This window comes from Pseudomonas sp. IT-P218 (assembly GCF_949767605.1).
Taxonomy (GTDB): Bacteria; Pseudomonadota; Gammaproteobacteria; order Pseudomonadales; family Pseudomonadaceae; genus Aquipseudomonas; species Aquipseudomonas putida_AE.
In genome coordinates this window covers 1-14714 of the sequence record NZ_CATKQQ010000007.1, presented here as the reverse complement: position 1 = coordinate 14714, position 14714 = coordinate 1, and the positions used below count along the sequence as shown (strand labels likewise).

Annotated in this window: 11 protein-coding genes; 4 read left to right on the top strand and 7 right to left on the bottom strand. The window is 61.3% G+C overall.

Annotated elements, in window-relative coordinates:
• Nucleotides 1-54: 54 nt before the first annotated feature.
• The 3 genes from ACM6I6_RS05070 to ACM6I6_RS05060 all read right to left on the bottom strand — a co-directional run bounded on the left by ACM6I6_RS05070 (nt 55) and on the right by ACM6I6_RS05060 (nt 4127).
• The gene (locus ACM6I6_RS05070) at nt 55-2544 is read right to left on the bottom strand and encodes a TonB-dependent siderophore receptor (protein ID WP_414919531.1); all 2490 of its coding nucleotides are present in this window, start codon (nt 2542-2544) and stop codon (nt 55-57) included.
• 116 nt (nt 2545-2660) lie between these two features.
• Nucleotides 2661-3614 (bottom strand): FecR domain-containing protein, encoded by a 954-nt coding sequence (locus tag ACM6I6_RS05065; RefSeq protein WP_323608006.1) that lies wholly within the window; start codon nt 3612-3614, stop codon nt 2661-2663.
• 3 nt (nt 3615-3617) lie between these two features.
• Complete coding sequence (locus ACM6I6_RS05060) at nt 3618-4127, bottom strand: sigma-70 family RNA polymerase sigma factor (RefSeq protein ID WP_323608005.1); 510 nt, start codon at nt 4125-4127, stop codon at nt 3618-3620.
• Between the two features lie 315 nt (nt 4128-4442).
• On the opposite strand from ACM6I6_RS05060, the gene ACM6I6_RS05055 reads away from it, so the two are divergent.
• Nucleotides 4443-7871 carry an Ig-like domain-containing protein gene (locus ACM6I6_RS05055; RefSeq protein ID WP_414919530.1) on the top strand — a complete coding sequence of 1143 codons (3429 nt, stop codon included), beginning with the start codon at nt 4443-4445 and terminating at the stop codon, nt 7869-7871.
• Nucleotides 7872-7972: 101 nt separating this feature from the next.
• Here the strand turns inward: ACM6I6_RS05055 and ACM6I6_RS05050 are convergent, their stop codons facing one another.
• The 3 genes from ACM6I6_RS05050 to ACM6I6_RS05040 form a co-directional block, all read right to left on the bottom strand.
• Nucleotides 7973-9079, bottom strand: a complete 1107-nt coding sequence (locus ACM6I6_RS05050) for a DUF3616 domain-containing protein (RefSeq protein WP_406592870.1) — start codon at nt 9077-9079, stop codon at nt 7973-7975.
• A gap of 164 nt (nt 9080-9243) precedes the next feature.
• Nucleotides 9244-9813, bottom strand: a complete 570-nt coding sequence (locus ACM6I6_RS05045; RefSeq protein WP_414919529.1) for a YceI family protein — start codon at nt 9811-9813, stop codon at nt 9244-9246.
• Nucleotides 9814-9967: 154 nt separating this feature from the next.
• Nucleotides 9968-10636 (bottom strand): phosphoribosyltransferase, encoded by a 669-nt coding sequence (locus ACM6I6_RS05040; protein WP_414919528.1) that lies wholly within the window; start codon nt 10634-10636, stop codon nt 9968-9970.
• Here ACM6I6_RS05040 and ACM6I6_RS05035 point away from each other — a divergent pair.
• Complete coding sequence (locus ACM6I6_RS05035) at nt 10624-10785, top strand: hypothetical protein (RefSeq protein ID WP_274077928.1); 162 nt, start codon at nt 10624-10626, stop codon at nt 10783-10785. The two genes, ACM6I6_RS05040 and ACM6I6_RS05035, sit on opposite strands and share 13 nt — an antisense overlap.
• A 128-nt stretch (nt 10786-10913) precedes the next feature.
• Here the strand turns inward: ACM6I6_RS05035 and ACM6I6_RS05030 are convergent, their stop codons facing one another.
• Nucleotides 10914-11819, bottom strand: coding sequence for a LysR family transcriptional regulator (locus tag ACM6I6_RS05030; RefSeq protein ID WP_414919527.1), 906 nt, complete (start codon nt 11817-11819; stop codon nt 10914-10916).
• A gap of 242 nt (nt 11820-12061) precedes the next feature.
• Here ACM6I6_RS05030 and ACM6I6_RS05025 point away from each other — a divergent pair, with 242 nt between their 5' ends.
• Together ACM6I6_RS05025 and ACM6I6_RS05020 are read left to right on the top strand one after the other, a co-directional pair.
• Complete coding sequence (locus ACM6I6_RS05025) at nt 12062-12670, top strand: cysteine dioxygenase (RefSeq protein ID WP_323608000.1); 609 nt, start codon at nt 12062-12064, stop codon at nt 12668-12670.
• Nucleotides 12667-14250, top strand: coding sequence for a rhodanese-related sulfurtransferase (locus tag ACM6I6_RS05020; RefSeq protein ID WP_414919526.1), 1584 nt, complete (start codon nt 12667-12669; stop codon nt 14248-14250). The genes ACM6I6_RS05025 and ACM6I6_RS05020 overlap by 4 nt, the downstream gene beginning before the upstream one ends.
• Nucleotides 14251-14714: the final 464 nt, after the last annotated feature.

The following is a 14714-nucleotide window of genomic DNA, read 5'->3' as shown; positions in this document are numbered from 1 at the left end:
CGCATTCCAACTGTAGGAGCTGCCGAAGGCTGCGATCTTTTGATCCTGGCGTGATTACCAGTCGTAAGTCATCTCGACCGAAGCCACCCGCTCCTGCCCGTAATAGCAACCGAACGCGTAGTTGCAGTCCGACACGTATTCACGGTCGAAGATATTCTGCACGTTCACCCGGGTCTGCAACCCACGCAGGCTCGGGTCCAGCTTGCCCATGTCGTAGCTGACGGTAGCGTCATAGACGACGTAGGACGGCACATCGAACGAGTTGGCCGCATCCCCCGGTTTGCGCCCGGTGTAGCGCGCGCCCGCACCGAAGGTCAGGCCGTTGAGGCTGGCCTGGGTGAAGTGATAGTCGGCCCACATCGAGGCCGATACCGGCGACTGGGCTTCGTTGCGGTTGTCCTCGTTGCCCCAGGTGTCCTTGGTGTAGAACGAGTCCATGTAGCTGGCGGCGGCCATGACGTCGATGTTGTCGAGGCTGGATTTGACTTCCAGCTCGACGCCGCGCGAGCGCACTTCACCGCTCTGGGACATGTAGTCCGGATAATCATCGTCGCCGGTCAGGACATTTTTCTGCTTGATCTCGTACACCGAAGCGGTGATCAGCGTCTTCTCGAACGGCTGGTACTTCACGCCCACTTCGTACTGCTGGCCCTCGGTCGGGTCGAAGGACTTGCCGCCGCGCTGGGGTGCGGCCGTGCCCAGGGTGGGCAGGAACGACTCGGAGTAGCTGACATAGGGTGCCAGGCCGAAATCGGTGACGTAGGTCAGGCCCACCCGCCCGGTGAACTTGTTATCGCGCTTGGATTCGTGGGTCGAGGCCAACACATCCTTGTTGTCGATCTCCGCCCAGTCCTGGCGACCGCCGATGGTGAGAATCCACTTGTCCAGCTTGATCTGGTCCTGCAGGTACACACCCGTCTGGCGCAGAGTGTTATCCCATTTAGTGTCGAGTACCGGGGTGACGCTGCTGGTGTCGAAATTGTTCTTGCCGTACAGGTTCACCGGCAACACGTTGTAGGCGTTGTAGCCGTCGTATTTGCGGTTGAAGTGCCGGTAGTCCACGCCAGCGAGCGTGGTGTGCTCCAGGGCGCCAGTGTTGAATTTGTATTCCAGGTTGTTATCGACGGTGTAGGCGATGTTGTGCTGGCGCCAGTCGAGCTTGGTGCGGTAGGCCCGGGTGTAATCGGTCACGCCGGCGTCATCGGTGACGAAGCTGCGCAGGTAGAAACCCTTGTAGCGGTCGCGTACGTCGGTGTAGCGCGCCGTGGAGCGGTATTTCAGGTCGTCGCTGAGGTTGTGGCTGAAGTCGTAGCCGAAGATGTACTGGTCACGTTTGTAGTCATTGAAGTTGGTGTCGCCGGAGAAAAAATCGCGGTCGATGCGTTCGCCGTTCGGACCACGGTCGAGCGAGCCGATCCTCGGCAGCGACTGATAATCGGGTACGCCGTCATCGCGCTGGACCTGCGCCAGCAAGGTCAGGAAAGTGTCTTCAGTCGGCGCCCACGTCAGGCTCGGCGCCAGCAGCATGCGCTCACTTTCGTTGTGCTCGACCATTTCGTTGCCTTTGTCGGCCACACCGATCAGGCGATAGGTGAACTGCTTCTGATCATCGAGCGGACCGCTGGTGTCGAAGGCACCGTTGACCCGGCTGTAACTGCCCGCCCCCAGCTTGACCTGGCTGCGCTGCTCGGTGGTCGGGCGCTTGGAGACCATGTTGATCAGGCCGCCCGGCTGGTTCTGCCCGTAAAGGACCGACGACGGCCCCTTGAGCACTTCGATGCGCTCCAGGGTGTAGGGATCGATTTGCGGGGCGCCACCGAGGCTGCCGGCGTACGGGATGTAGGCGCCATCGAGGTACAGCGGCGTCGGCGCGAAACCACGGCTGGTGATCTCGTCGGCAATCGAGTTGCGGTCAGTAAAACCACCGGTGTTCACCCCCGGCGTGTAGCGCAGCGCCTGTGTCAGGTTGCGCGCGCCCTGGGCTTCCACCTGGTCGGCGGTGACCACGTTGATGGTCTGCGGAATTTCCAGGATCGGCGTATCGGTCTTGGTGCCGGTGGCGCTGCGGGTGGCGACATAGCCGTCCACCGGGCCGTAGGCCGATTCCACGGCAACTCCGGAAATGCTGGTGGCGCCCAACTGCATGGCCGCGCCTGAGGCAACGATCGGCAACAAGGAATAGCTGCCATTGTCGTGGCGCACGGCTTCGAGCCTGCTCCCGGCGAGCAACTGGCGCAGGCCGGCGTCAACGCTGTAGCGCCCGCGCAGTCCCGAGGTTTGCTGGCCGTTGGCAGCGCTTGGCTCGAAGGAAACGGTCACCCCGGCCGTGCCGGCGAATTGGGTCAAGGCCGAACCCAAAGGACCCGCCGGAATGTCGAACTCGGTTTCGACATCGGTTTGCGCCCAGGCAGCGGGTGCAACCATCGTCATGCCCAACGGAACGACCAGCGCCATCCCGAGCAGTGCAGCATGCACGGCGCGGGTCAAGGGTCTGACGGATGGCTTGGCGGAACAAATGCGGAGTTGGGGATCACGAGGGGTCATGCAATTTCCTTTCGCCCGTTGGCAGTGAATGGCGGCGTCTGTGTGCGCCTCTAACACCTAAGTCGAACGAGAATCGAAATCAGTAACCCCTGAGCAGATTTTTTTTCGGGAAATCCTCAAACCGGCTCCACCCGCGTCCAGTAACGGCTGAATCGACGAATGCGTACGGGCAGGGTCGAGGTCAGGTTCTCGAGGATGGTGTCGCTGCTGGCCAGATGGAAAGCCCCGGAGATGCGCAGCGCAGCGACCGCCGGATCACAGCCCAGATGGCCTGGGCGATAACGCTGCAGCTCCCGGATAAACTCACCCAGGCGCCAGTCGTTGACCACCAGCATGTCGCGGGTCCAGGCGTCGGCCTGAGGGGTGGCCCGTTGCACGGGTTCGATGGCGTCCTGGCGCAAACTCACTTGCTGGCCGGCGTCGACCCGTACGGCGGTGCCCGGCACGTTGGCCGAGCGCACCTCGACCGCATGCTCCTGCACGCTGACCTGCGTCAGGTCCGCTTCGCGGCGCACGACAAAACGGGTGCCCAAGGCGCGAATGCTGCCTTCGGCGGTGTGTACCAGGAAGGGCCGCGCGCGCTCGTCCCGCGCCGTTTCGATGAAGATCTCACCTTCGAGCAAGCGGATTTCACGCAGGTTGTCGTTGTAGCGGATGTCCACCGCGGTCGCCGTGTTCAGTTGCAGTTGCGTGCCATCGTCCAGCCGCAGCCGACGGCGTTCACCGGTGCCGGTGCGCTGGTCGGCCATCAGCGTTGGCAAGGGCGTGGTGTTCCACGCCAGGGTCCCCGCCCCGCCCGCCATCAGCAGAATCGACAGGACCTTGAGCACATCGCGGCGTTTGGCGCGGGCACTGGCCAAGATCGGGCGCGCGATGCCGGGGGTGACTTGTTCGAGTTTGTCCTGCAGGCGCGCAAGGCGTTCCCACGCCTGCAGATGCCGTGGATCACGCTCCAGCCAACGGCGATGCGCCTCACGCAGGGCTTCGTCCGGTACCTCGCCACGCAAATCGACGTACCAGCGCGCGGCGGCTTCGAGGGTGGCGTAATCCAGCGGTTGCACACGGGCCACGGCTCAGTCCTCGATCAGCAACAGGCAGTGCGTCAGGGCGCGCACCGCGTGCTTCTTGACCGTGGTTACCGAGACATCCAGGCGCCGACCGATCTCGACATAGCTCAGGCCATCGAGCTGGGCCAGCAGGAAAATCTCCCGGGTCCGCTCGCCCAGGCCATCGAGAAGCCGGTCGATTTCCATCAGGGTCTCGATGATCAGCGAGCGGGTTTCCGGGGACAACGCCACCGGCTCCGGGAGGTTGGCCAGGGTGTCCAGATAGGCCTGCTCCACCGCGCGACGGCGGAACATGTCGATCATCAGGCTGCGGGCAATGGTGCTCAAGTATGCGCGAGGCTCGCGCAGCTCGAAGGACTTGCGTTGGGTCAGCACGCGAATGAAGGTGTCCTGGGCCAGATCCGCCGCATGGTGGTGGCAGCCGAGCCGTTTACGCAGCCAGCCACACAACCAACCGTGATGGTCCTCGTAAAGCGTATGCACGGCCTGTTGCAGCGAGAGATCGACAGAGGACATGGAGAAAGCCCGACACAAAATTTATTTGATAATGACTCTCATTTTCTTCCAAGCCGACACATTTTGGCAAGAGCACCCGTGATTGGTGAAAGTAACCCAATGAAATAAGGGAATTTTCCCCGCATATGAGGAACTGCACCCACCGCTGACTGATGCGCCAATGAAACAATCTGTAACAACTTATTAATTAATCACATTTTTTATTCCCGATTTTGACATGGCCCATCTGTTGCACCAGCCCCTTGCACCGCAGCAGTCATCCCCAACTCGGGGACGGCGGGTTTCGCCAAATTGGCACGTGCAAGGGGAAACCAAATGAAAAACGCACCACCCGCATTCCGTTCCTTGAACTACATACGCAGGTCCAGTGTGGCCTCCGTGATGTTGATCACCGCCAGCCTCGCCACTGTCAGCGCGGCCCCCATGGACGATGAAAGCCAGCCGCCACCGACCGACCCTTCGGCCTACTACACTGCGCCCGCCGACCCGATTGCCGCCGCCGCAGCGCTCGATGCCCTGAAAACCATGCCCGAGACCAACCAGGGCGCACTGGCCCTGCCCAACGGCGCCTACGGCGATCGCAACACACCCCGTGCCGACAATGTGCTGCCGCCGAGTTTGCAGACCTCGTTCAATTACCCCACCAACGGTAAACCCAGCCCCCTGTACGGGGCCCTGCCGTTCACTCAGCAATTGCTGCTGTTCGAGGAATTCGGCACGGAAAAACTGGACCCGACGATCCCGGCCCCGCCCCTGACCTTCCCCGTCCCCACGGTCGGCCCGGCCCCCGCGCAAGACCCGAACATTGTTGCGCGCAGCGCTCCGTCGGGTTCGGCGCTGGATGCGTTCATGCGCCAGCCTGGCCTGTTCCCGTTTCCGTCGCAGTACTCCAACGTACTGGACCGCAACCCGTGGAAGGCGCAGATCGAAACCTTCCTCAACCGCCAACCCGTGGGTTCGCCGGCCGAGGGGCGGCCACCGGGAAAAGGCTGGTCGCACCAGCGCTGGAACGAGTTCTACCCGCAGGTCGCGTACAAGACCGTGCAAGTGGGCGCGCGGATCAACACCGGCATGCGTGACCGCCGGCAATTGCACAATTACGCCGTCGGTGAATTCGGCCCCGGCGGACTCTACTACCAGACCTCGGACATCCCCACCACCACGGGCACCACCAAAGGCATCGATACGCGCTTCCACCCGAATTTTCCGCTGCAGAATCACAATGCGCTGTGGACCTTCGACGGCACCTTTCCAGTCAAACTGCTAATGGTCCGCTATGGCCAACCGGTGCTGATGCGTCACTACAACGGCCTGCCGATCGACCCTGCGGCCAACATGGGTTTCGGCCTGCACACCATCAGCACCCACGAACACAACGGCCACTCCCCGGCCGAAAGCGACGGCTACACCAATGCGTTTTTCTTTCCGGGGCAGTACTACGACTATCGTTGGCCGCTGCAGCTGGCCGGCTATGACACCATCAACACCAACGCCCAGGACCCGCGCGCGGCGTTCCCTTGCGCACCGGGCGAGAAGCTGTTCGTCAACGACGCCAGCCCCGGCCTCAAGACCTGCGAAAACGGCACGATCAAGATCCGTGGCGACTGGCGCGAAACCATGAGCACCCACTGGTTCCACGACCACATGCTCGATTTCACCGCGCAGAACGTCTACAAGGGCAACGCGGTGATGATGAACTACTACAGCGCCCTGGATCGCGGTAACGAGGCCATCGAAGATGGCGTCAACCTGCGCCTGCCCAGCGGCTCGGCCCTGCCCTGGGGCAACCGCGACTACGACGTCAACCTGGTGGTCGCCGACAAGGCCTGGGACGCCAACGGCCAGTTGTGGTTCAACCCGTTCAACACCGACGGCTTTCTCGGCGATCAGATCCTGGTCAACTGGCAATACGAGCCACGCCTGAAAGTGCGCGCACGCAGCTATCGCTTCCGTATCCTCAACGGCTCGGTATCGCGCTATTTCAGGATCGCCCTGGTGCGTGAAATCGCCGGCAACGGCGGCGAGTTTCCCGGGCCGTCCGGTTCCGGGGTGTCCTACAGCCGGGTGCCGTTCCACCTGATCGGCAACGACGGCAACCTCATGGAACACGCCGTGCCGTTCGACGGCAGCATGGACCTGGATGGCGATGGAGACAAACAGAACCACAACGCCATCCTGCCGACCCAGGGCATCGCCGAGCGCTTCGACATCATCGTTAACTTTGCAAAAAACGGGATCAAGACCGGCGACAAGCTGTACTTCGTCAACCTGATGGAACACAAGACCGGCAAGGGTCCGGAAAAGAACGGCCTGAGCCTGGCCGACGTGCTGTCCGAGAAGTACAAGGCGGTGATCAAGCAGGGCAGCAAAGGGCCGGAGTGGGACAAGGGCGACCCGGTGGTGGGTAAGTTCATGCAAATGATCGTGCAGCCCTACACCGGCCAGGACGTGAGTATGAACCCTGCCGATTATGAACCGGCCAAACCCGGTAAAGCGGCGGGCAAGAAAATGATCCCGCTGACCCTCGATCGCGACAACGCCGCCGACATGGTCAAAGTCAAGGCGGCCCGGCATCGCGAGTTCATTTTCGGCCGCTCCGACGGCACCGACGAAGCCCCGTGGACGATCAAGACCGACGGCGGTTTCGGCTACGACATGGACTCGCGGCGCATCAGTGCAGCAGCGCAACTGTCCACCGGCCCGACCGATGGCGGCTACGGTGGCGACGGTACGCTGGAAGTGTGGAAAATCAAGAACGGCGGCAACGGCTGGAACCACCCGGTGCACGTGCATTTCGAAGAAGGCATCGTCCTCAGCCGCGACGGCAAGGCGCCACCGGAATGGGAAAAATGGGCGCGCAAGGACGTGTATCGCATCGGTGAAGGCATCGACAGTTCGGTGGACGTGGAAATGGCCATCCACTTCCGCGAGTTCGCCGGGACCTACATGGAGCACTGCCACAACACCCAGCACGAGGACACGTCAATGCTGTTGCGCTGGGATATCGAGCATCCGGGGCAGTTCCAGTTGATGCCGACCCCGCTGCCCGGCTGGGACGGTGTCACCTACGTCAACTCCGCCGCCCTGCCGACCTTCCGTACCCCAGGCAATGGTGACGGCAACGGTGACGATGACGACAATGAAGACCAGAACCAGAAACCCGTCGCCAACCCTGACAGCGCCAGCAGCAGCAACGGCCAGCCGGTGACCATCAACGTGCTGGCCAACGACACCGACCCGGACGGCAACCTGCCGCTCAAAGTGGTGGGCCTGGCCCAACCGGACTCCGGCCAGGGCTCGGTCAGCACCGACGGCGTGCGCGTGATCTACACGCCGCCGGGCAGCATCCCCGCACCCTTCACCGCGGCCTTCACCTACCAGGCCAGCGACGCGAAGAATGCGGTGTCGGAACCGGCGACGGTGTCCGTGGCGGTGACGCCAAAACCTGCGGTCAATGAAGAGCTGGTGATCACCAGTGCCACCGTCAGCGTGCGCAGCAACAACCGCTACACCTGGGACCTGGCCGGGACCACGTCGAAAGGTACGGGCAACACGCTGACGGCCACCGTCACCACCACCGCCGGGCCGCTCAACCTGGGTAATGCGATCCTCACCCCAACCGGCACCGGAGCGCGCTGGAGGATCTCGGTCAGCACCACGGGCGCCGGGCCAACACCAGGCGCGACCGTGACCGTACGCTCGACGTTCGGGCAGGCCGTTACGGTGCCGATCGTGGCGCATTGATAGGGTATTGATGGGCGCCCGGTTCATGCAAGGTGGACCGGGCGCGTATAAGTCAACGGAACTTGCCAGCGTCCAATTCTCTGGACTGAAATACAACGTGCCTAAAGATCGAAAAGATCCCCCTCGACGCTGCCGTCTTTTCCACGCCCGATCGGGGTGTCGTACACCACAAGCAACTGCGCTGCGCGGCCATCGGCGGGAGTGAAAAGCGTCATTCCTTCCGCATGGTCGCCGCGTTGACCAAAGGGAACATCCAGCACCTTCGAAAGCCCCTCTCTGAATACAACGCTGTCCCCGCAAGTGCGCACGCCATTTACCCAGCGACTGACCGTCACCGGGCCGTCGAGGTCCATGGTGGGTCCGGCGAGAATCAACAGATCGTTCCCATCCACGCACAGATCGCGTATGCCCAGGCCGTCCAGCTGGAGAAAATGCTTGTGATACAGATGACAATCCTCACCGATTTTCGCCAGTTTCAGAATGTGGCTATCGTCCTCGGACACTTGTGGTTCGATTTCAAGAATGACTGCCCATCCTCTTAACACCGGGCCACGCAAGCCAATGAAAAGACGCTTGCCGGCGATGGCCAGGCCCTCGATGTCGAACCCGTTGTCCTTGCCGGGAATCGCAAAAAAATTACCCAGATGTTCATCATGCTTGAGCGCTTTGGTCAGCGCATTCCACGTCTGATCGCCGCTTAGTTGTGCGGCTGTTTTCTGCAAGTCCGAGGTCGAGCGCACAAGTTTGAGTACGCCGTCTTCTTTCACCACAGGAATACGGGCCAACAAATAACGGTTTCCATCGCTGCTCACATTGCTCAGGCGTTCGATGTTCTGGCCTGGTTTTTTTCCGGCTTCCGGTTGCTTGCGCTTGAGGCTGTGGGAACCGATCAACCACAGGTACTCTCCAGCCTCGTCGTAGGCCAGCCCTTCGATATCGGCCTCTTCGAACTTTTGCGCTGATGCCGGTGGCGCAGGCAGGTCGAGTAATGTGTTCAGTGAGAATTGTCGATGGCCTTCGTAAACGATTTCTCCACCGGCCGGCTCGCTCTTGAAGGTAAGACATTCCAGGCTCAGCGTTTCATCATTGGCAAGCCAAAGCGTCTGACCAATCTGTAAAACCGCCGACAAACCGTCACGCAGCTTCTTCTTGTCATCTACATCAAACTGTCTGTCAAAGTTAAGTAACACTTTCCCTATACGACTCATTGGAGCCACCTTCAGATACAGGTTTGCAAGATTCGGGCAACACCGACAAAACACTATAGATGCGGGCAACAAACCCGGCATTTGCGGCTCAAGAAAGCGTCAGGCTGTTTTGGAATAATGCTTAAACCCAACGACAGGGACATCCACCAATTGGTCGTAGAAAATCAACGCTGCGGCGCAACCATGCGAAAGCGGATATTGATTTCGTTGGAGACGACGCTATCCGCCCATTCTCCCTCGCCTATCTTGAAATTATCCCGTTCAAGCGTCAGCTCACCATCGAATATGCCGATTTCATTTTCCGACTTGAGGAGCACCGGCACGACCACCTCACGTGTAATCCCCCTGAGCGTGAGGTGACCGGTGATCTGATAGCGGTTATTGCCCAGGTCCTTGACGCCCGTCGACTCAAACGTCGCCACCGGAAAAGTGGCCGTATCGAACCAGGGCGACTTTTTCAGTTCCTCGTTGGCGTCGCTGCTGCCGGCATCGATGCTATCGAGGTCGATGGACAATGTGGCGTGGGCAGCTTCGGGATGAGTCGTATCGAAATCGAGGGTGCCTTCGAACTTGCTGAACGTGCCGTACACCCGCGACCCCATCTGGTTGTATGTGAAGCTGATGGTGCTGGCCGTGGGGTTGACGTCGGTGTATTCGACGGCTCGGGCGCCGTGAACAATCCCGAACATGAGAGCGGCAGTCAGCATGGCGGAGCGCGCAAATCGCTGAGTCATTGGGTTCTCCGGGTGCTGTCGATCAGGCCACCAACAGATGGACTTAAGCAAAGAATCACCGATTGTTCCACCGCAAGGGCCGGGCTTGAACAGCCCTCTCATGACAGTCCGACCGCCGCCACTTCCGACTTCGCTGTTGCGGTGGTGGCAACCATCAACTTTCCTCTTGCCGCCACGCCCGTTGCAACAGATCGATGACCTCTTTATCCGAGGTCTGGGAAAAATCCATGTACCAATGCCCGATCGACATGAACCAATCAGGCATGATCGGGCAGATCACCTCATCCACTTCCCTGCGCAACGCCTCTGCCGTTTCCACCGGTGCCACCGGCACCGCCACCACGACGCGCGTCGGTTCCTGCAGCCGTACCGCCTGCACCGCCGCCAGCATCGAGGCCCCTGTCGCCAACCCGTCGTCGATCAGGATCACCACCTGATCCTTGAGCTGCACCGGCGCCCGCGTGCCCCGGTAAACCTGCTGACGACGTAACAACTCCCGGGTTTCCCGGGCGACCACGGCCTCGAACGCCGCCTTGTCAATGGGGTGCGCCCGCAGCGCCTGCTCGTTGCGAATCTCAATACCGCCACTGGCAATGGCGCCCATGGCGTACTCCGGGTGGGACGGAACACCGAGCTTGCGCACCAGCAGCAGGTCCAGGCGCACGCCGAGCACGGTGGCCACTTCATAGGCCACCGGCACCCCGCCCCGGGGCAAGGCCAGGATGATCACATCGGGTTTGTGGGCGTACTGGAGTAGCGGCTCCACCAGGCGTCGCCCGGCAGCCGCGCGGTTTTGCAGGATGGTTTGCGATGAGTGATTCATTTGAAACCTCCCCAGGCGATCAACGCCTGTCGGTTCGCATCACATCATCAATTGTCGGTTCGACGGTGGCTGTCAGCAAGCCCGAACACGAGACCCGGCCTGCCGGCGATGGCGTCCTGACAGCCAACCAATCTCTCGCGGCGGTATAAGACCTACTGTAGGAGCGAGCTTGCTCGCGATGGAGGTCAACGATGACGCGGGCAGCCTGACACCCCGCGGTGCTCCCAGGTTTTTCGCGAGCATTCGAGCGCCGACCGGCTGCTCTTACAAAAATCATTCAGGCCGCGCTCTTGATCTTCTGCAACGACCCGGCCACCAGCTTGCCAAAGGCATCGACCGGCCCCTGCAGGTTGCCGAGAAAATGCGGATAGATCAGCCACAGGTCCATCACCGGCTTGAAATCCTTGAGCGGCATGGCCGCCAACTGATCGCGGTGAACGCTGCGTTCCAGTAATGGCCGCGGCACCAGGCCCAACCCGAGGCCGTCGGCGACCAGGCCCAGCTGCAATTCGGTGCCGAAGGTTTCCAGGTTGACGCGCAGGGCCAGGCCCTGGTCCGACAGGGTGCGTTGCAAGCCGGCGCGGAAACCGCAGCCGTCGGGATTGAGTATCCAGCCACTCTGGTAAACGTCCGCCAGCTTGCTCGGGCGCTTGGGCAATTGGGCCTTGGCGCAGACCACCACCAGTTCCATCTTGCCAGTCGACTCACCGATTATGTTGTCCGGGAAAATCTTGCCGGCCGGGAACAGCGCCGCGGCGGCATCCAGTTCACCGCGCTCGATCTTGCCCACCAATTGACTGCCCCAGCCCGTAGCCACCTGGGCCCGCAGGTCGGGGTATTCGCTGCGCAGGTGCTTGAGCGCGTCGAGTAACACCACGTCGCCGATGGTCTGCGGCACCCCCAGGCGCAGCAGTCCGGTCGGTGGCGCGTCGGTGGCCACCAGTTCGCGCAGCGCATCCATTTCCCGCAGGATCAGGCGGCACTGTTCATACACCCGCGTGCCAATCAGCGTGGGCTTTAGCGGCTTGGTATTGCGATCGAACAACTCCACACCCAGGGCCTGCTCGAAGTTCTGCACGCGCCGTGTGATGGCCGGCTGGGTCAGTTGCAACGACTCGGCGGCATGGCTGATGGACTGGCAACGAATCACCTCGACAAAGGCATCGATATCATCAATTTTCATTTGGCCCGCACATAGAGAACAGTCAATAAGATGTCTGAAAAGCATAGTTCCTTCACCATGAGAAGGATAGCCCGCCGCACCCCGGGCCACTGATCAATAGCTTCTGGTGCTATGCCAAAGGGCTATACGGAGACTCTATAAATTACATTCAGCTATAACCTAATCATTAAACAATCGCATATTGATCTAAAACATTATGCTTAAATCAAAGGGTCACTTTCACAACGAACGATGGAATCGCCATGACCCAGGCCCGACACCCGGAGAGACTCAGAGCATTCATAGGCGCCCTGGCGGAATTGATCGACAGCAACCCCCGCGAGGGTGATCTGTTGCACCGTGGCGGCAAGCTACTCGGCCAATTGGTCAGCCATGACGACTGGCTGCCCGAGGAGTTTGCCCGCCCCGATCCGGAGCGCTATCAGCAATACCTCCTGCATGCCGATTCACGGCAGCGTTTCAGCATCGTCAGTTTTGTCTGGGGACCGGGACAAAGCACGCCGATCCATGACCATCGGGTCTGGGGGCTGATCGGCATGCTGCGCGGTGCGGAGTACTCACAAGGTTTCAAACGCAACGGCGACGGTGCCTTGATCGCCGATGGCGGCCGGGTACAGTTGCGGCCAGGCCAGGTCGAGGCCGTGTCGCCGAAGATCGGCGACATCCATCAAGTCAGCAACGCCTTTGCCGACCAGGTCTCGATCAGCATCCATGTGTATGGCGCCAACATCGGTGCGGTGCGTCGCGCGGTGTATCAGCCCGACGGTAGCGAGAAGCTGTTCATTTCCGGTTATTCCAACGCCTACCTGCCCAACATCTGGGATTTGTCCAAAGAGAACCAAGCCCTATGAGCACCCTGTCGACCCGCTCTTTCGCCGAGATTCGCCAAGCCCTGCTGAACCGTGAAGAACTGGCGCTGCTGGATGTGCGCGAAGAAGCGCCCTTCGCCGAATCCCATCCATTGTTCGCCGCCAACATTCCCTTGTCGAAACTCGAACTGGAGGTGTTCTCGCGGATTCCCCGGCGCGATACCCAAGTGACCGTCTACGACAATGGCGAGGGCCTGGCGAGCATCGCTGCACAGCGCTTGCTGGACCTGGGCTACCTCGATGTCAGCCTGCTCGAAGGCGGCCTGGAAGGTTGGCGCCGCGCCGGCGGCGAATTGTTCATCGACGTCAACGTGCCTAGCAAAGCCTTTGGCGAACTGGTGGAAAGCCAGCGTCATACGCCGTCCCTGGCAGCCGAAGAAGTCCAGGCGTTGCTCGACAGCGAAGCTGACGTGGTGGTGCTCGATGCCCGGCGTTTTGATGAATACCAGACCATGAGCATCCCCACCGGCATCAGCGTACCGGGAGCCGAGCTGGTGCTGCGCGCCCGTGAGCTGGCACCGGACCCGGCCACGCGCATCATTGTCAATTGCGCCGGACGCACCCGCAGCATCATCGGCACGCAATCGTTGATCAATGCCGGCATCGCCAACCCGGTTTCGGCCCTGCGCAACGGCACCATCGGCTGGACCCTGGCCGGGCAGAAACTGCAGCACGGCCAGTCGCGCCGCTTTGCCCCGACCAGTGAAGAGCATCGGCAAACAGCGGCGCGCGATGCCCGTCATGTCGCCGACCAGGCCCTGGTCGGCCGCGCCACATTGGCGGACCTGCAACGCTGGCAACAGGAGTCGACCCGCAGCACCTACCTGTTCGACGTGCGCACCCCGGAGGAATTCGAAGCTGGCCACCTGCCTGGCGCGCGCTCGACACCTGGTGGCCAACTGGTGCAGGAGACCGATCACTTCGCCAGCGTACGCGGCGCGCGCCTGGTACTGGTGGACGACGATGGCGTGCGCGCCAACATGTCGGCGTCCTGGCTCGCGCAACTGGGCTGGGAAGTGCATGTGCTGGATGATTTGAACCCTGCTCACTTCAGCGCACAAGGCGCGTGGCAGGCACCCGTTCCGACGCCACCACAGGCCGAGGAAATCAGCACCGAGACCCTGGCCCAATGGCTGACCCACGGTGATACCGCCTTGCTGGATTTCACCGCCAGTGCCAACTACGTCAAACGCCATATCCCCGGTGCCTGGTGGGCATTGCGCGGGCAACTGAAAGAAGCGCTGGCCAACGTGCCCGCAGCCGAGCGTTATGTGCTGACCTGCGGCAGCAGCCAGTTGGCGCGACTGGCGGTGGCCGAAGTCGAGGCGTTGACCGGCAAGGCGGTGTTTTTGCTCAAGGGTGGCACCGCCGCCTGGATCGCCGCCCAGTTGCCCCTGGAAGAAGGCGAGACCCGCCTGGCATCACCGCGCATCGACCGCTATCGCCGTCCTTATGAAGGCACCGACAACCCGCGCGAAGCGATGCAAGCCTATCTGGACTGGGAGTTCGGACTGGTCGACCAATTGGCCCGCGACGGCACCCATGGATTTTTTGTGATCTGACAGGGTGAACGGGCTTGTCGGGACGCCGCATCGCAGCGATGGCGGCATAACGGCCACCATCGCATCGCCAGCAAGCCGGCTCCTACAGATCAGTGTCGCGCCACAAATTCAACATACCCCGCAAACCCTGTAGGAGCTGGCTTGCCAGCGATAGCGGCATAACGGCCACCATCGCATCGCCAGCAAGCCGGCTCCTACAGATCGGTGTCACGCCACAAATTCAACATACCCCGCAAACCCTGTAGGAGCTGGCTTGCCAGCGATGGCGGCATCAGCTTCACCATCGCATCGCCAGTTCAAGCCGGCTCCTACAGATCGGTGTCACGCCACAAATTCAACATACCCCGCAAACCCTGTAGGAGCTGGCTTGCCAGCGATGGCGGCGTCAGCTTCACCATCGCATCGCCAGCAAGCCGGCTCCTACAGATCGGTGTCACGCCAAAAATTCAACATACCCCGCAAAC

Excerpts from the sequence above, each read along its gene's own strand:
- ACM6I6_RS05070 (WP_414919531.1), bottom strand. The coding sequence starts at position 2,544 with ATGACCCCTCGTGATCCCCAACTCCGCATTTGTTCCGCCAAGCCATCC.
- ACM6I6_RS05060 (WP_323608005.1), bottom strand. The coding sequence starts at position 4,127 with ATGTCCTCTGTCGATCTCTCGCTGCAACAGGCCGTGCATACGCTTTAC.
- ACM6I6_RS05055 (WP_414919530.1), top strand. The coding sequence starts at position 4,443 with ATGAAAAACGCACCACCCGCATTCCGTTCCTTGAACTACATACGCAGG.
- ACM6I6_RS05050 (WP_406592870.1), bottom strand. The coding sequence starts at position 9,079 with ATGAGTCGTATAGGGAAAGTGTTACTTAACTTTGACAGACAGTTTGAT.
- ACM6I6_RS05045 (WP_414919529.1), bottom strand. The coding sequence starts at position 9,813 with ATGACTCAGCGATTTGCGCGCTCCGCCATGCTGACTGCCGCTCTCATG.
- ACM6I6_RS05035 (WP_274077928.1), top strand. The coding sequence starts at position 10,624 with ATGAGTGATTCATTTGAAACCTCCCCAGGCGATCAACGCCTGTCGGTT.
- ACM6I6_RS05040 (WP_414919528.1), bottom strand. The coding sequence starts at position 10,636 with ATGAATCACTCATCGCAAACCATCCTGCAAAACCGCGCGGCTGCCGGG.
- ACM6I6_RS05030 (WP_414919527.1), bottom strand. The coding sequence starts at position 11,819 with ATGAAAATTGATGATATCGATGCCTTTGTCGAGGTGATTCGTTGCCAG.
- ACM6I6_RS05025 (WP_323608000.1), top strand. The coding sequence starts at position 12,062 with ATGACCCAGGCCCGACACCCGGAGAGACTCAGAGCATTCATAGGCGCC.
- ACM6I6_RS05020 (WP_414919526.1), top strand. The coding sequence starts at position 12,667 with ATGAGCACCCTGTCGACCCGCTCTTTCGCCGAGATTCGCCAAGCCCTG.